At 55.0% G+C, this 18,993-nt stretch carries 21 protein-coding genes and 1 riboswitch; of the genes, 2 read left to right on the plus strand and 19 right to left on the minus strand.

Annotated elements, in window-relative coordinates:
- Positions 1–12 precede the first annotated feature (12 nt).
- Positions 13–207 (plus strand): DUF1128 family protein, encoded by a 195-nt coding sequence (locus tag KNP83_RS08125; protein ID WP_021067093.1) that lies wholly within the window; start codon positions 13–15, stop codon positions 205–207.
- 51 nt (positions 208–258) lie between these two features.
- On the opposite strand, the gene rnc is transcribed toward KNP83_RS08125, so the two are convergent.
- The 11 genes from rnc to KNP83_RS08180 all read right to left on the minus strand — a co-directional run bounded on the left by rnc (position 259) and on the right by KNP83_RS08180 (position 10,434).
- The gene (gene rnc, locus KNP83_RS08130) at positions 259–1,038 is read right to left on the minus strand and encodes a ribonuclease III (protein WP_251139286.1); all 780 of its coding nucleotides are present in this window, start codon (positions 1,036–1,038) and stop codon (positions 259–261) included.
- A 58-nt stretch (positions 1,039–1,096) separates the two neighbouring features.
- On the minus strand, positions 1,097–1,336 hold the full coding sequence (gene acpP, locus KNP83_RS08135; RefSeq protein WP_021067091.1) for an acyl carrier protein: 240 nt from the start codon (positions 1,334–1,336) through the stop codon (positions 1,097–1,099).
- Positions 1,337–1,394: 58 nt separating this feature from the next.
- Entirely contained in the window at positions 1,395–2,135 is a 741-nt protein-coding gene (gene fabG, locus KNP83_RS08140; protein WP_214762045.1) for a 3-oxoacyl-[acyl-carrier-protein] reductase, read from the minus strand.
- On the minus strand, positions 2,128–3,048 hold the full coding sequence (fabD, locus tag KNP83_RS08145) for an ACP S-malonyltransferase (protein WP_214762046.1): 921 nt from the start codon (positions 3,046–3,048) through the stop codon (positions 2,128–2,130). The genes fabG and fabD overlap by 8 nt, the downstream gene beginning before the upstream one ends.
- Before the next feature lie 18 nt (positions 3,049–3,066).
- Positions 3,067–4,056: a phosphate acyltransferase PlsX gene (plsX, locus tag KNP83_RS08150; RefSeq protein WP_214762047.1), complete on the minus strand. Its 990-nt coding sequence runs from the start codon at positions 4,054–4,056 to the stop codon at positions 3,067–3,069.
- Positions 4,053–4,622: a transcription factor FapR gene (gene fapR / locus KNP83_RS08155; RefSeq protein WP_021067087.1), complete on the minus strand. Its 570-nt coding sequence runs from the start codon at positions 4,620–4,622 to the stop codon at positions 4,053–4,055. The genes plsX and fapR overlap by 4 nt, the downstream gene beginning before the upstream one ends.
- 92 nt (positions 4,623–4,714) lie before the next feature.
- Positions 4,715–6,745: an ATP-dependent DNA helicase RecG gene (recG, locus tag KNP83_RS08160; protein ID WP_214762048.1), complete on the minus strand. Its 2,031-nt coding sequence runs from the start codon at positions 6,743–6,745 to the stop codon at positions 4,715–4,717.
- The gene (gene sdaAA / locus KNP83_RS08165) at positions 6,732–7,619 is read right to left on the minus strand and encodes an L-serine ammonia-lyase, iron-sulfur-dependent, subunit alpha (protein ID WP_021067085.1); all 888 of its coding nucleotides are present in this window, start codon (positions 7,617–7,619) and stop codon (positions 6,732–6,734) included. Before sdaAA ends, recG begins: the two co-directional genes overlap by 14 nt.
- A gap of 12 nt (positions 7,620–7,631) precedes the next feature.
- Positions 7,632–8,294, minus strand: a complete 663-nt coding sequence (gene sdaAB, locus KNP83_RS08170; protein ID WP_214762049.1) for an L-serine ammonia-lyase, iron-sulfur-dependent subunit beta — start codon at positions 8,292–8,294, stop codon at positions 7,632–7,634.
- A 63-nt stretch (positions 8,295–8,357) separates the two neighbouring features.
- On the minus strand, positions 8,358–10,049 hold the full coding sequence (locus tag KNP83_RS08175; RefSeq protein WP_214762050.1) for a DAK2 domain-containing protein: 1,692 nt from the start codon (positions 10,047–10,049) through the stop codon (positions 8,358–8,360).
- A 22-nt stretch (positions 10,050–10,071) separates the two neighbouring features.
- On the minus strand, positions 10,072–10,434 hold the full coding sequence (locus tag KNP83_RS08180) for an Asp23/Gls24 family envelope stress response protein (protein ID WP_016509701.1): 363 nt from the start codon (positions 10,432–10,434) through the stop codon (positions 10,072–10,074).
- Positions 10,435–10,687: 253 nt separating this feature from the next.
- Between KNP83_RS08180 and rpmB the strand changes: the two genes are divergently transcribed.
- Complete coding sequence (rpmB, locus tag KNP83_RS08185; protein ID WP_015881349.1) at positions 10,688–10,876, plus strand: 50S ribosomal protein L28; 189 nt, start codon at positions 10,688–10,690, stop codon at positions 10,874–10,876.
- 59 nt (positions 10,877–10,935) lie between these two features.
- On the opposite strand, the gene KNP83_RS08190 is transcribed toward rpmB, so the two are convergent.
- The 8 genes from KNP83_RS08190 to rsmB all read right to left on the minus strand — a co-directional run bounded on the left by KNP83_RS08190 (position 10,936) and on the right by rsmB (position 18,993).
- Positions 10,936–11,523 (minus strand): thiamine diphosphokinase, encoded by a 588-nt coding sequence (locus tag KNP83_RS08190; RefSeq protein ID WP_214762051.1) that lies wholly within the window; start codon positions 11,521–11,523, stop codon positions 10,936–10,938.
- Positions 11,523–12,095 carry an energy-coupled thiamine transporter ThiT gene (gene thiT / locus KNP83_RS08195; RefSeq protein WP_214762052.1) on the minus strand — a complete coding sequence of 191 codons (573 nt, stop codon included), beginning with the start codon at positions 12,093–12,095 and terminating at the stop codon, positions 11,523–11,525. The genes KNP83_RS08190 and thiT overlap by 1 nt, the downstream gene beginning before the upstream one ends.
- Positions 12,096–12,171: 76 nt before the next feature.
- Positions 12,172–12,272, minus strand: a riboswitch (TPP riboswitch).
- Between the two features lie 19 nt (positions 12,273–12,291).
- Entirely contained in the window at positions 12,292–12,948 is a 657-nt protein-coding gene (gene rpe / locus KNP83_RS08200; protein ID WP_214762053.1) for a ribulose-phosphate 3-epimerase, read from the minus strand.
- A 1-nt stretch (position 12,949) separates the two neighbouring features.
- Entirely contained in the window at positions 12,950–13,834 is an 885-nt protein-coding gene (gene rsgA, locus KNP83_RS08205) for a ribosome small subunit-dependent GTPase A (protein WP_214762054.1), read from the minus strand.
- A gap of 44 nt (positions 13,835–13,878) precedes the next feature.
- Positions 13,879–15,828 (minus strand): Stk1 family PASTA domain-containing Ser/Thr kinase, encoded by a 1,950-nt coding sequence (gene pknB / locus KNP83_RS08210; protein WP_214762055.1) that lies wholly within the window; start codon positions 15,826–15,828, stop codon positions 13,879–13,881.
- A gap of 5 nt (positions 15,829–15,833) precedes the next feature.
- Complete coding sequence (locus KNP83_RS08215; protein ID WP_214762056.1) at positions 15,834–16,568, minus strand: Stp1/IreP family PP2C-type Ser/Thr phosphatase; 735 nt, start codon at positions 16,566–16,568, stop codon at positions 15,834–15,836.
- An 8-nt stretch (positions 16,569–16,576) separates the two neighbouring features.
- Entirely contained in the window at positions 16,577–17,662 is a 1,086-nt protein-coding gene (gene rlmN / locus KNP83_RS08220; RefSeq protein WP_214762057.1) for a dual-specificity RNA methyltransferase RlmN, read from the minus strand.
- Positions 17,663–17,664: 2 nt separating this feature from the next.
- Positions 17,665–18,993: a 16S rRNA (cytosine(967)-C(5))-methyltransferase RsmB gene (gene rsmB / locus KNP83_RS08225; RefSeq protein WP_214762058.1), complete on the minus strand. Its 1,329-nt coding sequence runs from the start codon at positions 18,991–18,993 to the stop codon at positions 17,665–17,667.

An 18,993-nucleotide genomic window follows, 5' to 3' on the forward strand; every position in this document is an offset into this window, starting at 1 on the left:
GGGGTACGACCGATGACGAACGAACAAATGATTGAGGAAATTCTCGACAAAATGAATATCATCAACCGCGGCGCCATTAAAGCGGAAGAATATAACCGTGCTGACGCCTCGGCCGTCAAAGAGATTTATGACTATGTGATGAACCGCTCGTCACTGTCCATCTCGGAAGTAGACGGCATCGTCGAAGAACTTGGACAATTGACGTAACAACATGACACAAAAGGAGTGGACCGCTTGCGCGGTACACTCCTTTTTTCGTTAGAGACTGGCGTATTGCCGATTGAATTCGATTAACGCTTCTTTCGCCGCGAGCTGCTCGGCCTCTTTCTTCGACCGGCCGATGCCTTCCCCGACGATATCGTCAGACAGACGGGCATGGGCGACGAACTCCCGGCTATGGGCCGGACCACGCTCTTCGATGATCGTATACGAGACCGGGCCGAGCCCTTCACGTTGCACGCTCTCTTGGAGCTGACTCTTATAATCGGTCTGTTCTTCAAACACACCGGCTAAGACTTTCGGAAAAACCGCTTCGGCGAGGAACTGTTCGACTGGTTCGATCCCTTGGTCCAGATAGAGCGCACCGATGTAGGATTCGAACACATCGGCGAGTAACGCCGGACGCTTGCGCCCGCCGGTCAACTCTTCGCCTTTCCCAAGCAAGATAAAATCAGAGAAAGCATAAGCTTCCGCGAAGTTGACGAGTGACGGCTCACAGACGATGGCCGCCCGCAACTTCGTTAATTCCCCCTCGGAGCGCTCCGGATACGTCTCATACAAAAATCGAGACACCGTCAACTCGAGCACCGCGTCGCCTAAAAACTCTAAGCGCTCATTGTCTTTTTTCAGACCGCGCTGTTCGTTGACGTATGAGGAGTGGGTGAACGCTTGCATCAATAAGTCTTGATTCGCGAATCGAACGGATAGCCGTTCTTCAAGAGTCTTGAACTGTTCGAGAATCCGAGACCGTTCGAGCTCATTTCGTCGGCGTCGCTGCGCCGATCCTTGACGGTCAAACCGTCGCTTGTCCTTTGTCATAATTCCCTCCGTGAATAAGCACAAGCCCACCGCTCATGACGAGCGGTGGGAGGCTTGATTACAATTTAGTTTCGATGTAAGCGACTACGTCGCCGACAGTTGCGAGTTTCTCTGCATCTTCGTCTTCGATTGTGATATCGAACTTGTCTTCAAGGTCCATGACCATTTCCATCACTTCGAGCGAATCCGCGCCGAGGTCGTCTTTGAATGATTTGTCGGCTGTGATCTCAGATACATCTTTCCCGAGTTTCTCTGCCACTGCTGCTTGTACGTCTACTAAGATTTGTTCTGTTGTCATGATAAAATCCCTCCAAATTAAAGTATATAAAATGTGATTCGATTGGTAAAGTTCTGATTTAAGCCATCGTCATTCCGCCGTCAACGGCGATCGTCTGACCCGTCACATAAGCCGCCTGTTGTGAGGCGAGGAATGAGACGACGTTCGCCACGTCCTCGACTTGGCCGAAGCGGTTGAACGGGATTTGCCCGAGCGTCGCCTCACGTTGGGCGTCGGTCAAGGCGTCGGTCATGTCCGTCTGGATGAATCCAGGACAGACGGCGTTCACCGTGACATGGCGTCCGGCGAGTTCACGTGCGACCGATTTGGTCAGGCCGATGAGCCCGGCTTTGGCGGCCGCATAGTTCGCCTGTCCGGCGTTGCCTGTGATGCCGACGACCGAGGCGATGTTGATGATGCGGCCCGACTTCGATTTCAAGAGCGTCCGCGTCGCGGCTTGTGACGTCAAGAACGCACCTTTCAAGTTCGTCGACAGCACATCGTCAAAGTCAGCCTCTTTCATGCGCATGAGCAGACCGTCACGCGTGATGCCCGCATTGTTGACGAGGCAATCGATGCGGCCGAACGTGTCGACCGTCGTCTTGATGAGCGCCTTCACGTCTTCACTGTTCGAGACGTCCGCTTTGACGGCGATGGCCTCGCCCCCGTTCGCTTCAATCTCACTAACGACAGCCTTTGCTTTCTCAACACTACCCGAGTAATTCACGACGACCCGAAAGCCGTCGTCCCCTAAACGCTTCGCGATGGCGGCCCCGATCCCCCGGGATGCGCCTGTCACGATTGCAACTTGGTCATGCACGTACTTCTCCTCCTAACGCGGCCACCTCTTCGAGCGTCGTCGCCTGTTTGATCGTCACGTTCGCGTCGATTCGCTTGATGAGACCTGACAATGGCGACGTCGGACCGAATTCGATGAACGTGTCAACGCCAGCGTCGATCGCTTTGCGGACACATGCCTCGAATCGGACCGAGGCGTACAGTTGCTCGGTGAGGAGTGCTTTCAATTTCTCCGGGTCGGTATGGACCTCGGCATCGACGTTCGAGATGATCCCGATTGCCGCCGGTTTGAACGGCGACGAGGCGAGCACGTCTTTGAACCGTGTCGCGGCCGGCATCATGTACGAGCTGTGGAACGCACCTGAGACGTTGAGCGGCAAGACGCGTTTCGCTCCGGCCTGTTTCAAGTCCGTCTCGGCTTGTTTGACCGCGTCGACGTGTCCCGAGATGACGAACTGACCCGGACAGTTGTAGTTGGCGATTTGTACAAGGTTCCCGCTAGCACTGATTTTCTCCGTCACATGGAACGCCTCGTCGACATCGGTCATCCCGATGACGGCTGCCATCGTCCCATCCTTCACTTCTGACATGAGCTTACCGCGTTCGTGGACGAGCACGCTCGCCTCTTCCAAATCGATGACGCCGGCAATGACGAGTGCCGCATATTCTCCGACGCTGTGACCGATCACCATGTCTGGCGCGGCCCCTGTTTTGGCGTGAGCTTGTGCGAGTGATGCCGCATGCGCCACGATGGCCGGTTGGGCCAGTTCTGTCCGTTGAAGCTCTTCTTTTGATCCTGCCGCCATGGTGTCGAGTAAATCAAATCCGAGGCGACGGCTGATCGCGTTCAGTTGTTCAGGATTGTCGAGGAACGTTTGGCCCATGCCGACGGCTTGTGACCCTTGTCCTGGAAATACCCATGCTGTTTTCCCCATGTACTCACCTTCTTTGAATTAGTTTGTGGCTTTGGCTTGCTTGATCTTCGCGACGACGTCGTGATCGACCATGATTTTCGCCTGTTTGAGCGCGCTCATGATGGCGAGCGCATCGCTCGAACCGTGCGCTTTAATGACCGGGGCGTTGATGCCGAACAAACCGGCTCCACCGTGTTCCCGATAATCTAAGGTTTGTTTCAATCGTTTCAACTTCGGTTTTAAGACGAGAGCGGCGAGCTTCGAGACGAAATCGCTCGTGAACTGCTCTTTCATCATCTTCATGAGCATCGATGACGAGCCTTCGACACCTTTGAGCAAAATGTTACCGGCGAACCCTTCGGTGACGATGACATCAACATCACCGGACATCGCCTCGCGTGCTTCCACGTTGCCGACAAAGTGGACCGGTGCTTGTTCAAGGAGGGGGTACGCCTCTTTCGTAAGGGCGTTTCCTTTCCCAGCCTCGGTCCCGATGTTCAGTAGCGCGACGCGCGGACGTTTGACGCCGCGGACGTGCTCAGCGTAGAGCGAGCCCATGATCGCATAGTCGACCAAGTGCTCAGCCTTCGCGTCCGGGTTGGCCCCGACGTCTAGAATGACGACACCGCTACCCGTATATGTAGGGAACGTAGGTGACAACGCGGGACGCTCGATGCCGGGAATCCGTCCGATGACGAACAGTGACGCCGCCATAAGAGCGCCGGTATTCCCAGCCGAGACGAGGGCGTCGGCCTCTCCGTCTTTGACGAGTTTGGCCGCCACGACGAGCGAGCTGTCCTTTTTACGGCGGACGGCCCGGACCGGTTCGTCGTCTCCGGTGATGACTTCGCTGGCCGGAACGATTTTGATTCGCGGGTCGGTCAACCCGTAAGAGGCGAGTTTGACCTCATCTCCGACTAAAAACAGTTCCATCTGCTCATTCGGGAACGCGTCGGCAAACTGTTTGACGCCTTCCACGATCGCTTTCGGGGCATGATCCCCGCCCATTGCATCGATTGCTAATTTCATGCCTGTTCCTCCTCACCGCGACGATAGATCGTGAAGTCTCCGCTAAAGACACACTCTTCGCCGACATAACTATCCACTGTGACGTCCGTTCTTCCGTCCCGACGTAGTTTGATTACACGAGCCTTGGCAACGACTCGCTCTCCAAGATGGACCTGGCGACTAAACCGGATGTCCGCTTTAGTGGTCAACGCCAATTCATCGTTGATGAGCGCCACCGCTAACGAGTTGGCCTGGGCGAACAACACGTGTCCCCGGGCGATCTCGTTGCGGCTAAAGACGTGTTCTCTCTCAATGTCGAGAACCGAGATGGCCGATTCATCGAGCTTCAAGTCAATCATATCACCGATGACTTCACTCATGGCGAGCGACTTCACTTCATCGAGGTGTTCTGAGGCAACGTGCTTGATCCGTTCCCTCACTTCCGGAATCTTCAACTCCATCCGGTCGAGACGAATCGTTTGAATACTGACGGCAAACTGTTTCGACAGCTCTTCGTCTTTGATGAACGGGTTACGATCAATCGTTTCTTGCAATAAGCGTTGCCGCTCTTTCTTAGGTACCCGCATTCAGTTCCCTCCTAAACTCTATGCTAAAGAACTTAATACCTGGTACTAATAGCAGTATATATTCTTTAGATTTTATTTTCAAGTGTTGTTTGTCATTCCAATCGTTCTCCGACGAGTAAGTCGAGTCGTTTCAAATAGTGCCGGAGCGGGGCATACGTCGCTTCGCTCCAAAACGCCTCGCTCCCGAGCAGACGGACGGCGTCTTGCATCGCCACTTCCATCACTTTTAAATCAAGTACCGGGTCGGCGACGCGGAAGCTCGGCAGACCGCTTTGGGCCGTCCCAAAGAAATCACCGGCTCCGCGGAGCTCCAAGTCTTTCTCGGCGAGCACGAATCCGTCGTTCGTCTCGGTCATCGTCTTTAAACGAAGTTTCCCGACGTCGGACTTCGGATCCCCTACCAATATACAATACGATTGGTCAGCGCCTCGACCGACACGACCGCGTAACTGGTGCAGTTGCGCCAAACCGAACCGTTCGGCGTCGTGGATGATGATGAGCGAGGCGTTCGGGACGTTCACCCCGACCTCGACGACCGTCGTCGAGACGAGGATTTGGAGGGCGTTGCTCGCGAACGCCTTCATGACCTCATCCTTCTCGGTGCTCGACAGTTTACCATGCATGAGACCGACCGCATAATTCGGGAAGCGCTCCCGTAACATGTCGTAGAGCGCGGTCGCACTCTCGACCTCGAGCGTGTCCGATTCCTCGATGAGCGGCGCGATGACGTACGCTTGACGCCCGAGGGCGAGCTCACGGTTCACCATCGCATGGACCCGATCGATTTGATCGGTCTTGGCCCAATACGTCTCAATCGGTTTCCGCCCGGCCGGCATCTCATCAATCGTCGAAACGTCCATCTCGCCGAAGGCGCTGATGGCGAGCGTACGTGGAATCGGCGTCGCCGTCATATAGAGCACGTCAGCGAGTTCCGCCTTGTCGCGGAGCATCTTGCGCTGTTCGACCCCGAACCGGTGCTGCTCATCCGTGATGGCCAGGTGCAGACGCGAAAACTCGACCGGTCCTTGAATCAAGGCGTGCGTCCCGACGATGATATCGACGTCTCCATCTTTAATCGACTGGAGCAATTCACTTCTGGCCTTGCCTTTGACCGAACTCGTCAGTAGCCCGACACGCATGCCGTACGGTTCGAACAGCGCCTGCAAAGATGCGAGATGCTGTTCGGCCAAAATCTCCGTCGGGACCATGAGCGCCCCTTGATAACCGGCGCATACTGTCGCATACAAGGCGATCGCGGCAACGACTGTCTTTCCGCTCCCGACATCCCCTTGTAACAACCGATTCATCCGTTCTGGCTTTTCTAAATCGCCGACGATTTCCCGGATGACACGTGTCTGCGCCCCGGTCAACGGGAACGCGAGTTGTTTGACGAACTCGTTCAACCGTTGCTTGTCGAGTGTAAGGGCACGCCCTTTCCCCGCCCGTTCCATCTTACGGAACGCCTGGAGTTTCAATTGATAGAGCAGACACTCTTCATAGACGTAGCTGCGGCGTGCCTGTTTATACGTCTCGACCGAATCCGGGAAATGCATCCCTTTCAACATCGTCTCCCGATCCTCGAGCCGATACCGTTGCCGAATCAATTCGGGCAGGCGGTCCTCGAACGAGGTCGTCTGTTCGAACGCGAGTTTGACGATGCGTCCGAAGTTCTTTTGGGTCAGTCCGGCCCGGAGCGAATAAATCGGTTGCAACCCGTCCGAGAGCTCACCGAACTCGAGGTCGGTCGCACTGATTGTCATCCGGTTCATATCCCATTTCCCTTTGACCGTCACCGTGGCGCCGAGCGTGAGCTTGTCTTTATAAAAGGCCCGGTTGAACATCGTCACGTGGACGACGTAGCGCTCCTCGAGCAACAAGCGGAATTGGAGCCGGTTCTTGCCTTTGCTATAATAGCGCACGAGCGGGGCCGCCTGGACGGTGCCGCTCCATTTGACGAGGTCGCCGTGAATGGCCGTCGTCACCGTGCCGCTATTATAATTTTCATAACGAAATGGGACGTGCTCCAGCACGTCCTCGATTCGTTCGAGACCCATCGTCTCTAATTTTTTGGCCATCTCTGGCCCGACCCCTTTCAGCGTCGTCAACGCCTCACTTCTGGACATTTTCTTTCTCTCCAAAGATGTTTCGTTCGAGGCGGCGTGCCGTCGGCGTATTGGCGAGACCGCCCCGGGCCGTCTCTTTCAACGCGGTCGGCATCATCTGGCCAATCTCATGCATCGCCGAGATGACCTCATCGCATGGGATGCGAGACGTGATGCCGGCGAGGGCCATATCAGCCGCGACGATGGCGTTCGCCCCGCCCATGGCGTTCCGTTTGACGCACGGCACCTCGACGAGCCCTGCCACCGGGTCACAGACGAGACCGAGCATGTTTTTCAAGGCGATTGCAAACGCCGTCGCCGATTGTTCCGGCGTTCCGCCGGCCGCTTCGACGATGGCCGCGGCGGCCATCCCGGTTGCCGAGCCGACTTCGGCCTGACAACCACCGGCCGCCCCCGAAATCGAGGCGTTGTTGGCGACGACGAAGCCGAACGCCCCTGACGTGAACAAGTAACGCACCATCGCGTCACGATCCATTTCCAGACGTTCTTTGACCGCGAACAACGTACCCGGTACGACACCGGCGCTCCCGGCGGTCGGGGTCGCACAGATGCGTCCCATCGCCGCATTGACTTCATTCGTGCCGATCGCTTTGGCGACCGCATCTAAAATCAAGTCGCCAGCGAGCGATTTGCCGGAACGGATATAGTCGGTCATGAGCACGGCATCGTTCCCCGTGAGACCCGTCACGGACGTCACGCCTTCAAGTGCCCGGGCGACCGCTTCTTCCATCACTTCGAGATTGCGCTCCATCATGCCGACGACTTCTTCCCGCGTCGAGCGTCTGACGTGCACTTCTTGCTCGATCATCACTTCTGAAATCGGGATGCCTCGTTCTGTTGCCGTTCTGACTAATTCTTCTACTGATTTAAACATATTGGTTTCTCCTTATTCCCCAAAGATGGCTACCCGCTCGATTTGAGGTAACCGCTCGATTTCCGCTAACACGTCTTTTGACAGATGTTCATCAATCTCGATCGCCATGAGTGCTTGTTTGCCTTTCTCGTGACGACTCACTTCCATATGACCGATATTCAACTCATGCCGGGCCAAGATGCCGGTCACGGCCGCGATCGCCCCGAAGCGATCGTGATGCAACACGACGAGTGCCGGGCCGCCGCCTGACAGTTTGAGCGGGAATCCGTTCAACTCGGTGATCTCGATCGTCCCGCCGCCGATTGAAATCCCGACGATTTCAAACGTGCCGTCCTCGTCCTCGAGGTGGACCCGGGCCGTGTTCGGATGGTCCGTCAGCGCATCGCTCGTCTCAAAGACTACCTCGATGCCGCGCTCACGTGCGATGTCGAGCGCTTGCGGGATGCGCAAATCGAACGTGTCGAAGCCCATGATGCCGCCGACGATGGCGACATCGGTCCCATGCCCCCGATACGTATCAGCGAATGAACCATAAAACGTGATGTGCGCGAGCCGTGGTGTTCGCCCGAACAACTTCCCAGCCATGAGGCCGATGCGCGCGGCGCCGGCCGTATGCGAACTCGATGGACCGACCATGACCGGACCGATGATATCAAACACACTGCGATATTTCATCGCATTTCCCCCTTTCAAAAAAACCCTACCTTCATTATACAGAAGGTAGGGCTGAGTTACAGCTTATTCCACACTAAAAATGTAGGAGTAGAGCGGTTGTTTCCCGTCATGGACCTCGATTTCAATCTCGTCGTTCTTCGACTCGATATACGCCGAGAGTGCCACGACATCTTCCGCCGACGAACCTTCGCCCGTCAAAATCGTGATAATCTCGTCATCGGCATCCACGAGCGCGTCGACAAGCGCTTTCGCCGCTTCGAGGCTCGAGGCCGATGAGGCGACGATTTTCTTCTCGGCGATCGCCATGTGGTCGTCTTTACGAATCTCGACGCCGTCGATGCTCGTATCACGAACCGCATACGTCACTTGACCAGACTTGACGGCGCTTGCCGCAGCCTTCATGACGTTCTCGTTCGTTTCCACATCGGCTTCCGGATTGAAAGCGATGGCTGCCGCGAGTCCTTGTGGCACCGTCTTCGTCGGAATGACCGAGACGCCGCAAGGTGCGACCGAGGCCGCTTGTTCAGCAGCCATGATGATGTTCGAGTTGTTCGGGAAGATGAAGACGTGATCCGCGTTAGCCGCTTCAATCGCCTTGACGATATCTTCCGTCGATGGGTTCATCGTCTGACCGCCCTCGATGACGTGGGCCGCCCCGAGTGAACGGAACAATTCACTGACACCTTCGCCCATTGCGACCGTGACGATTGCGAACGGCGCTTTCGCCTTCGGAGCCGTCGGAGCAGCCGTTTGGACGCCGTGCTGGTTGGCGCCGTGCTCTTCTTCTAAAATGGTCGAGTGCTGTTGGCGCATGTTCTCGATTTTGACAGCGACGAGTTCTCCGTAACGCTGTCCTTTCGTGATGACGTCACCCGGCGTCTCGACGTGAACGTGAACTTTGAGCAACTCTTCGTCTGCGACGACGAGGAGCGAGTCACCAAGTTCAGACAACTCATTGCGGAACGCATCCTCGTTGAACGGGGCGTCCTTCAATTTCTCATCTTGGAACCGGACCATGATTTCCGTGCAATAACCGAACTCGATGTCTTCTGTCGACATGAATCCTTGCGCGGCGTGGGCATGATGTTCAGCTTCAATGAGCGCATCCATGACCGGTGCATGTGGTTTCTCCAACTCTTTGCCTTCGAGGCTCGCGAGGAACCCTTCATAAATCACGAGCAAGCCTTGACCGCCTGAATCGACGACACCGACTTCTTTTAAGACCGGCAATAAATCAGGTGTCCGTTCGAGTGAAGCTTTCGCTTCGACAATCACAAGTTCCATGAACTCGTTGAAGTCGCTCGTCGACTCTGAAGCACGGAGCGCTTCGTCGGCCGCTTCACGAGCAACCGTCAAAATCGTTCCTTCAACCGGTTTCATAACCGCCTTGTATGCCGTGTCGACACCACGTTTCAACGCCTCGGCGAAATCGACTGTCGACACTTCTGTCTTTCCTTCGATCGCTTTCCCGAAGCCACGGAACAATTGGCTCAAAATAACACCCGAGTTCCCACGTGCCCCCATCAAGAGACCGCGTGCAAACTTCGATGAGACGTCAGCGATATTCGCCGAGTTGAGTGCGGCCACTTCCTTCGCACCCGATGTCATCGTCAAATTCATGTTCGTCCCCGTGTCGCCGTCCGGCACCGGGAAGACGTTAAGCGAATCTACATAATCCGCATTCTGGCTCAAGTTGGCTGCACCGTTCGCGACCATGTTCGCGAACACCAATCCATCTAAACGTTTTAAACCCACACCAAATCCTCCTTCGTTCTCGTCAGTCATTCGTCAGACGAACGCCTTGTACGAATATGTTTACCGACGAAACGTTTAATCCTAAAGTTTCACCGAGCGTGTATTTTACACGGCTTTGCACGTTATACGCGACTTCTGATACTTTCGTACCGTAGCTCACGATGATGTGCATGTCGATATGTACGTCTTCTCCATCTTGACGTACGACCACGCCTCGGGCGTAGTTTTCACGTTTCAATAGTTCTGCGATCCCGTCTTTCAATTGAGCTTGAGACGCCATTCCCACAACGCCGAAACATTCCATCGCCGCACCGCCTGCGAGTGTTGCGACCACGTCGTTCGTGATGTCAATATTGCCATATGTTGTCTTCATTTCAATTGCCATATGGAGTAGCCTCCTTTATTCGGAATGATTCCTTCACTACATTCTACAATAAGTACCTAGTTATTAAAAGAACCTGCTCCATAAACTCGGTCAATTGTAGCCGTAACCCTCATTCATTATTAAAATCCTTTCCAGTAATGTCAAGTTTTTTTCTTGTCATCCTATGATTTTCTAGTTGCATCGTGAAAAAACCCGTGCTAATATAAACGAGTGTCTATTAGGACGAACCCACATAAAAAAGGAGGGGAAACGCATGGCACGTAAATGCTACGTAACAGGTAAATCACCTAAATCAGGTAACAACCGTTCGCACGCACTCAACAAGACAAAACGTACTTGGGGTGTAAACGTACAAAAAGTTCGTATTCTCGTTGACGGTAAACCTAAACGAGTTTGGGTTTCAGCTCGCGCTCTTAAATCAGGTCTCGTTGAACGCGTATAATTTTTATACACGAACGAAATAAATCCCAGCGGCATTCGCCGATGGGATTTTTTTTGTGCTCATTTTTGAATCGTCAGGACGAGGACCGTGCCTTCGTGCACAATCAAGTCCGCCGCTTCACCGTCCCATTCGTTCGAGATGGTGAGCGCCTCATGGCTGACGACATCGTGACGGTCGAGTGGATATTTGACGCCGCGGATGGTCACATTCGCCCGCTTCCATGGGATGAGGGACAAATAATGACCGTCGTGACGCGGGAGTTCATAGCGTCCCGTCCCGACGAGTCGTACCGTCTGCCCTGCCGTGATGAGACGCATCTCCGGATACGCCTCGAGCAGGCCGATATTGCCGAGCGTCATGTCGAGCCGACCGCCGAGCGCGCCGTAGACGAGCATCTCGGTCGCACCGTGCCCGCGAGCCGCCTCGAGAGCAATCTCGAGGTCGGTCACATCTTTCTCGGACGGATAGCGGACGGCATCGCTCGGCACTTCACCCGTGAAGGAGTCGAAGTCGCCGACGACGAGATGTGGCGTGAGCCCGTGGGCTAATAACGTCTCGTACCCCCCATCGACACCGATGATATAATCGACGTCATGCGGGAGTTTCGAGATTGGTTCCGGGCTGGCCGCCACGATCAGCACCCGCATTAGCGGACGTCCCGGGTCGCGAGCGTCGCGAAACGTGGCGCCGACACGAACAAGAGGACAAGGACGACCGCCGACACGAGGAACGACGGGAGCATATACGTCATGTTATAGGCGAATGAGTAGGCCACGACCGGGCCTTCCGCATACTCGGCGAAGAAAACGATTCCCGACAAGACGTGGGCGCCGTAACGGAGCAGTGAACCGAGGAGCGCGCCGAGCACCAAATAGACGATGAGCGTTTTTTTGGCTTCCTGTTTAGCGGCTCGTTTCACTTGCCCGGCGAACAGGCCGGCTATACCGACGACACCGTACGCGAACGTATAGTCGAGCAGGAACTGAACCGGTGTGAAAATGTAGGCCCCGAACAGCAATTGCAGCGTTCCGACGAGCGCGCCCGTCGCGAGTCCCCCTTTCAAGCCGTGGCGATACGCCATGACGAAAATCGGCAACATGGCCAAGCTGATTGACCCGCCTTGCGGCATCCGGAACGGGATGAGCAAATCAAAAATCAACCCGAGTGCGGCGAACAATGAGATTTCAATGAGCGCCTGTAGTTTTAAACGTTGTTTCATCTATTTCCCTCCTTAATATATGAGCGAACGACAAAAAGCAGCATGACGTAAACGCCATGCTGCTATCGAGTAGCAACGTGCATTTTCGCCACATCCCTACGTCCGTGTGAACGGAACAGGTTCAAAGGGTTAGCGTATGCCTCTCAGCCACAGAATGTGACACCCCTTGCGACAATATTTGTTGTTCTACGGACAATTATACACGAGATGCGTTGCGAATGCTATCGATTGCGTCTTTATAGCTCGGCTCGTTATAGATGGCCGATCCAGCAACGAGCACGTCAGCGCCGGCATCGATACATAATTTCGCCGTCTCCGCGTTGACGCCGCCGTCAATCTCGATTTCAAAGTCGAGGCGGCGCGCTTGGCGCATCTCGTTCAGTGCCGCGATTTTCGGCACGACCGATTCGATGAACTTCTGGCCCCCAAAGCCTGGGTTCACCGTCATGAGGAGCACCATATCGACGTCACCGAGCACGTGTTCAATCGATGACAAAGGCGTGTGCGGATTGAGAACGACGCCACACTTGGCACCGGCTGCTTTAATCTGTTGAAGCACACGATGCAAATGGTTCGTCGCTTCGACGTGGACCGTGACGATATCCGCGCCCGCCTTGATGAAGTCTTCGACGAATCGCTCCGGTTGGTCAATCATCAAATGGACGTCTAACACCATATCTGACTTCTTCCGCAAGCTCGCGAGAACCGGGAGACCGATTGAGATGTTCGGGACGAATTGACCGTCCATGACGTCAAAATGAATGTAATCCGCGCCGGCCTCTTGGACCGCCTTCACTTCTGCCTCTAGGTTGGCGAAGTCCGCCGCTAAAATCGATGGTGCAATTTTAATCATGTCAGTACCTCCGTTGTCTATCGTTTAACTCTGCCATAAACGTAACATAATTCTCGTAACGGGTGGAAGCGATTTCTCCCGCTTCGACGGCCGCTTTGACGGCACAGCCCGGTTCGTTCAAGTGGGCACAACCCCGAAATTTGCAGTCGTCATGCCGCTCGACGAACTCAGGGAAGCACCAGCGCATCTCCTCGACTTCGAGTTCTTCCGGGAACTCGAGGCTCGAGAAACCAGGCGTGTCGGCGACGAGCCCGTCAGCGAGCGTGATGAGCGTGACGTGACGCGTCGTATGCTTGCCGCGGCCGAGCGATTTCGAGATTTTCCCGGTCGCGAGTTCGAGTTCCGGTGCGACCGCATTCAAGAGCGAACTCTTGCCGACACCGGTCTGTCCAGCGAACACGCTCGTCTTCTCTTTGAACGACCCGCGAATCTGTTCGATGCCCGTGCCGTTCTCCGTCGACGTCTCGATGACCTCGTAGCCGATTGAGCGGTATAAGGCCGCTGCCGCTTGAATCGTTTCCAGCTCCGACTCCGTCAACAAGTCCATCTTCGTCAAGACGATAATCGGGTGGACTTGCTTCGACTCGATTAAGACGAGGAAACGGTCGAGCAGATGGAACGAGAACGCCGGTTCCTTGACCGAGAACAGCAAGAACGCTTGATCGATATTGGCGATTGGCGGGCGGACGAGATGGTTCGAGCGCTCGTCGACGGCCAAAATATAACCAGTGCCGTCCCCTTGGTCTTGAATGTCGACATCGTCGCCGACGACCGGTGAGATGTTCCGGTTGCGGAAATTGCCGCGGGCACGACAACGGATCTCTTGTTTCTCTTCCGTCATGACGTCATAAAACCCGCCTTGTAATCGAATGATCGTACCTTTCATCCTATGACCTCCTTAGAAAAAGAGGCGACGCGCGCGCCACCTCTTCATTGTGCATCTTTTGCTTGTGCGTAAGTCACCGTATCGGTCCGAACGACTTCGCCGTCGACTTCAATCGTCGCGGTTCCAACTTCGTCCGGTGCGATGACGAGTGTATACGAGTAAGTCGTCGTCTCCGTTATCTTATCACGCAACACTTCGACTTCGCCACGGGCGTCGACCGTCCGAATGACGACCTCGAGTGCCACGGGCTCTTCGCCTTCAGCAGGCGGGTCGATTTCAACGTTGACTTCCCGTTCAATCGAGACGTCGGTCGGTTCGACCCCTTGCGACACGATGACGGTCAATTCCGTCCCCGGGTCGACGGCCGTTCCGGCCGTCGGTAATTGACGAATGATTTGATTGGCGGGCACACTCGTTGAATACTCGTCTCGTTTGACGATTTTCAAGCTATTCTGTTCGGCATACGTCGTCGCTTCCTCGAACGTATATCCGGCCAAATTGGCGAGTTCGACTTTATTGCTACCGGTCGAGACGACGAGCGTCACCGTCTCTTCAGACGGGACGACCTCGTTGTCCGGAGCAATCGATTGCGAGATGACATCGCCACTATCGACCGTCTCCGACGCCTCGGATTGAATCTCGATATCCGCAAAGTCGAGGTCTTTGAGCGTCCGCTCGGCCGCCGACTGGGATAATCCTTCGACGTCCGGCATCGCAACCGTCTCTTTCCCGGCCGACACGACGAGCGTCACGGTCGTTCCACGTTTCGGTTTCCGACCGGCTTGCGGCGTCTGCGAGATGACGTCGCCGGCGGCGATGTTGTCGCTCGCCCGTTCTGTCGTTTCGACGACAAAGCCGGCAGCTTCGAGTTCGGTCGTCGCTTCGTCGGTCGTCATCCCGACGACGTCCGGCACGACGGCACGGGACATCTCATCGGCGATGACGTAAGCCCCGATGCCGCCACCAATCAACAAGAAGAGGAGCAGGAGCCAAAGCCACCACTTTTTCTTCTTCTTCTTCTTCGGTTTCGGTGTCGCGGTCTCCGGTTCGCTCGGTGCGACCGGTTGTTCCGGCGTCTCTTTGACGTTCGTTTCGTCCGGGACGACCGGCGACATGACGAGCGTCTGGTCGAATGCGTCCTGTTCCGTGCTGAGACGTTTCGGTTCGTTCGCACGTTCAGGGTCGAGGGCCGTCATGCAATCCTTTTTAAAGGCGGCGACCGACGTGTGACGGGCGCCCGGTGATTTCGCCAGCGCCTGCATGATACAGTTCTCGAGTGCTTGCGGAATCTTCGGGTTCAAATCCATTGGTCGAATCGGGTCGTCCTGTAAATGTTGAAGCGCGACGGCCACCGGTGTCTCCCCGATGAACGGAACGCGTCCGGTCACGAGTTCATACAGGACGGCACCGAGTGAGTAAATATCTGACTTCTCATCGGCGAACTTCCCGCGCGCCTGTTCCGGAGAAAAGTAGTGGACCGAGCCGAGCACTGACATCGTATGGGTCAGCGTCGCGTTCGACATGGCCACCGCAATCCCGAAGTCCGTCACTTTGACGTTCCCACTCTGGTCGATCATCATATTTTGGGGCTTGATGTCCCGGTGAATGATCCGATTGGCGTGGGCGTGGTCGATGGCATCACAAATCTGTCCCATGATGCGGAGCGCCTCGTCGACAGATATGTACTCCTCTTGCAAATATTGTTTAAGCGTCATCCCATCGACATGTTCCATGACGATGTAATAGATGTCGCGTTCGTCTCCGACGTCGTAGATGGCGACGATATTCGGATGGTTCAGACTTGCCGCCGCATGGGCTTCCCGTTCGAACCGGCGTATAAATTGTTCATTATGCGAGAATTCAGATCGCAACACCTTGATGGCGACGGTTCGGTTTAAAATCTCATCGTGAGCCCGGTAGACATTTGCCATGCCGCCGCTGCCGATTTGCTGTTCGATCCGATAACGATCGTTGATTCGTTCTCCACTTCGCATCGGATTCATCCTCTCTTTCTATCTGTGAACTGGACGAGGGCAACGGTGATGTTGTCGCTCCCACCCAAACGGTTGGCTTGATCGATCAATTGATCCGCCTTGACGTCCGCCGAGACGGGACGTTTCAAGACTTGCTTGATTTCCTCATCGGTCAAATGTGTCGTCAAACCGTCCGTACAGATTAAAATCGTGTCAAACTCGGGTTCGGCAAACACTTGCAGATCAGGTTCGACATGCTCATTCGAGCCGATTGAACGGGTGATAATGTTACGTTTCGGATGGACGCGCATCTCTTCCTCGGTCAATTCACCGAGTTGTTTCAACACGTTCACGTACGAATGATCTTCCGTCAGTTGCTGCAGTTTATCATCACGCAACGCATACACACGACTATCCCCGACGTGGACGATGACAATCGTCTCGTCATGCCAACAGACACCGGCAATCGTCGTCCCCATTATGAGCAGGTTGGCTTGTTTCGAGAAGTCGAGTACTTGTTCGTTGGCCAGTTCCACATTTTGGCGGAACCAATTCTCCATCTCCATCGGCGAGGCCGGAAGCGTCGGGAAGGCGCGGCGAAACTGCTCGATGACGAGCTGACTCGCGACCTCCCCGGCTTCATGTCCTCCCATCCCGTCGGCCACGAGGGCAATCCCGGCATGCTCGTCCCCTAAAATCAAGACGGCATCCTCGTTCTGTGCCCTCACTTGGCCCCGGTCGGTTCGGTATGCTAATTCCATCTTCCTGATTACCTCGTTTCTTGTTCGCGCTCCTTCGCTCGAAGCTGCCCACAAGCCGCATCGATATCCGAACCTTGTTCGCGACGAATCGTCACGTTCACTTTTCGATCTTTGAGCACTTTTTCAAAGGCAAAAATTTGTTTACGTGGTGTGCGGACGTAGTCGCGCTCGAGCACGTGGTTGACTGGAATCAAGTTGACGTGGCATTTGACGCCTTTCAACAAGTCAGCGAGTTGATGCGCGTGTTCTTCCGTGTCGTTGACCCCGCCGAATAAACCGTATTCGAACGTGATGCGGCGACCGCTCTTCTCTGTATAGTAGTTGACGGCTTCCATCAACTTGTCCAAGTTGTAAGCCCGGTTGATCGGCATGAGGCGTGTCCGAATCTCCGTCGTCGGCGCGTGGAGCGAGATGGCGAAGTTGATGCGCATCCCTTCATCGGCAAACTTGTAAATCTTCGGTACGATTCCACTCGTCGACACGGTGATGTGACGTGAACCGATGTTCAAGCCGTCATCGTGGTTGACCGTGCGCAAGAAGCGCATCAATTCGTCGTAGTTATCGAACGGTTCGCCGATTCCCATGACGACGACCGAGTCGACCCGCTCTTCGCTCGCGTCGAGCGCGCGTTGGACGTCGAGGACTTGGGCCGTGATTTCACCGGCCTCTAGGTTACGTTTCAAACCGCCGAGCGTCGAGGCACAGAACGTGCACCCGATGCGGCAGCCGACTTGCGTCGTGACACAGACCGAGTTTCCGTACTCGTGGCGCATGAGCACCGTCTCGATTGAATAACCGTCTTGAAGCTCGAACAAGAACTTGATTGTGCCGTCCTTTGATTCTTGACGGACGAGTTCTTTCAACGTCGTCAACTGGAACGCCGCGTCTAATTTCTCGCGGAGCGGTTTTGAGACGTTCGTCATATCGTCGAACGAAGTGACACGCTTGACGTACATCCAGTCATATAACTGTTTCGCGCGGAACGATTTTTCTCCTGCCTCGATGAGCCACTGTTCAAGCTCTGAGTACGTGAGGGAATAGAGTGACGGCTTGGCACCGATTAATGGATTTTTTTCAACTGCTTTTGGATTCATGTTTATACCTCTTTCTTGAATGCGGCGATATAGAAACCGTCCGTCCCGAACGACGTCGGGAGTAATTTGAGTTCAGCGCGGTCCGATGACACCATCGGGCGCAATACTTGTGGAAGACGGTCTTGGAGTGTCTCATCCCACGTCAATCCGTTCGACAAAATGTAATCGGCCTGCTGTTCATTCTCAGCCGGATCGATGGTACATGTCGAGTACACTAGCGTACCACCTCGTTTAAGCAGTGGCAAGACGGCGTCAATGATTTCACGTTGGACTTTCGGCAGTCCAGCGAGGGCGGACTTGTTTTTCGTCCATTTGATATCAGGCTTACGACGGATGACACCGAGTCCCGAACATGGGACGTCGAGTAAGATCCGGTCGAAGCTCTCCGGTTCAAATTTGTCCCCGGCCTGACGGGCATCGAGGGCAAGTGCAGTCACTCCATCGATATGCAGACGCTTCGCTTGACGTTCAATCAGCTTCGCTTTATGCGGGTGTAAGTCGAGCGCGACGAGCGTCCCGCCGTCCATCCGTTCCGCCGTATGCATCGCTTTCCCACCTGGGGCGGCACACGCGTCGAGCACGCGTTCCATCTTCCCGGCTTGAAGCGCATCGGCGACAATCATCGAGCTCTCGTCTTGAATCGACAACAAGCCCATATCGATGAACGCCGTCGCATGCACGTTTCCAGATTCGATGATGAGACCGTCCGCTGACAGCTCCGAACGTGTCGCCACGACATCGACTTCAGCGAGCCGCTCCATCATCTCTTCGACGGTGACGCGCTGGCGGTTCACCCGGACCGTGACCGGCGCCGGCTCATTGTTCAACTTACACATCGCCTCGGTCGCTTCGACACCATACGTCTCGACCCATTCGGCGACGAGCCAATCCGGATGGCTATGTTCGATGGCAATCCGTTCGGCGTCCGGCAACGTGCTCAAATCCGGGAATCCGTCCCGGATGACGTTGCGCAACACACCGTTGACAAACTTACCAGTGCCCGAGTGGCCCCGTTTTTTCGCAATCTCGACCGCCTCATGCAAGACGGCGCGATCCGGGATCTTGTCGAGATAAAACAGTTGATAGACACTCATCCGTAAGAGCGGTAAGACGAATTTGTCCAATTTTTTAGGGTTTTGGACCCGCTTCTCTAAAATATAATCGAGCGTCCGTTTCCGACCGAGTGTCCCGTAGACGAGCTCGGTGTAGAGGCCGACGTCTTTCGTCGCCAATTTCTTCTGTTTCAATAAATCGTTGACCGCAATCGTCGAATAGGCACCGCCTTGTTCGATTTTGATTAGTGTATCCAGTGCTGCAACTCGTACGTTCAT

Source organism: Exiguobacterium sp. s146, assembly GCF_018618415.1.
In the GTDB taxonomy this organism is placed as follows: domain Bacteria; phylum Bacillota; class Bacilli; order Exiguobacteriales; family Exiguobacteriaceae; genus Exiguobacterium.

Bases quoted from the DNA above. Each gene is read 5' to 3' on its own strand.
- rpe (WP_214762053.1), bottom strand. From the start codon at position 12,948: ATGATTAAAATTGCACCATCGATTTTAGCGGCGGACTTCGCCAACCTA.
- sdaAB (WP_214762049.1), bottom strand. From the start codon at position 8,294: ATGAAATATCGCAGTGTGTTTGATATCATCGGTCCGGTCATGGTCGGT.
- plsX (WP_214762047.1), bottom strand. From the start codon at position 4,056: ATGAAATTAGCAATCGATGCAATGGGCGGGGATCATGCCCCGAAAGCG.
- rsgA (WP_214762054.1), bottom strand. From the start codon at position 13,834: ATGAAAGGTACGATCATTCGATTACAAGGCGGGTTTTATGACGTCATG.
- fapR (WP_021067087.1), bottom strand. From the start codon at position 4,622: ATGCGGGTACCTAAGAAAGAGCGGCAACGCTTATTGCAAGAAACGATT.
- fabD (WP_214762046.1), bottom strand. From the start codon at position 3,048: ATGGGGAAAACAGCATGGGTATTTCCAGGACAAGGGTCACAAGCCGTC.
- KNP83_RS08125 (WP_021067093.1), top strand. From the start codon at position 13: ATGACGAACGAACAAATGATTGAGGAAATTCTCGACAAAATGAATATC.
- rnc (WP_251139286.1), bottom strand. From the start codon at position 1,038: ATGACAAAGGACAAGCGACGGTTTGACCGTCAAGGATCGGCGCAGCGA.
- sdaAA (WP_021067085.1), bottom strand. From the start codon at position 7,619: ATGTTTAAATCAGTAGAAGAATTAGTCAGAACGGCAACAGAACGAGGC.
- acpP (WP_021067091.1), bottom strand. From the start codon at position 1,336: ATGACAACAGAACAAATCTTAGTAGACGTACAAGCAGCAGTGGCAGAG.
- recG (WP_214762048.1), bottom strand. From the start codon at position 6,745: ATGTCCAGAAGTGAGGCGTTGACGACGCTGAAAGGGGTCGGGCCAGAG.
- pknB (WP_214762055.1), bottom strand. From the start codon at position 15,828: ATGCGAAGTGGAGAACGAATCAACGATCGTTATCGGATCGAACAGCAA.
- rpmB (WP_015881349.1), top strand. From the start codon at position 10,688: ATGGCACGTAAATGCTACGTAACAGGTAAATCACCTAAATCAGGTAAC.
- thiT (WP_214762052.1), bottom strand. From the start codon at position 12,095: ATGAAACAACGTTTAAAACTACAGGCGCTCATTGAAATCTCATTGTTC.
- KNP83_RS08190 (WP_214762051.1), bottom strand. From the start codon at position 11,523: ATGCGGGTGCTGATCGTGGCGGCCAGCCCGGAACCAATCTCGAAACTC.
- KNP83_RS08215 (WP_214762056.1), bottom strand. From the start codon at position 16,568: ATGGAATTAGCATACCGAACCGACCGGGGCCAAGTGAGGGCACAGAAC.
- rlmN (WP_214762057.1), bottom strand. From the start codon at position 17,662: ATGAATCCAAAAGCAGTTGAAAAAAATCCATTAATCGGTGCCAAGCCG.
- KNP83_RS08180 (WP_016509701.1), bottom strand. From the start codon at position 10,434: ATGGCAATTGAAATGAAGACAACATATGGCAATATTGACATCACGAAC.
- rsmB (WP_214762058.1), bottom strand. From the start codon at position 18,993: ATGAACGTACGAGTTGCAGCACTGGATACACTAATCAAAATCGAACAA.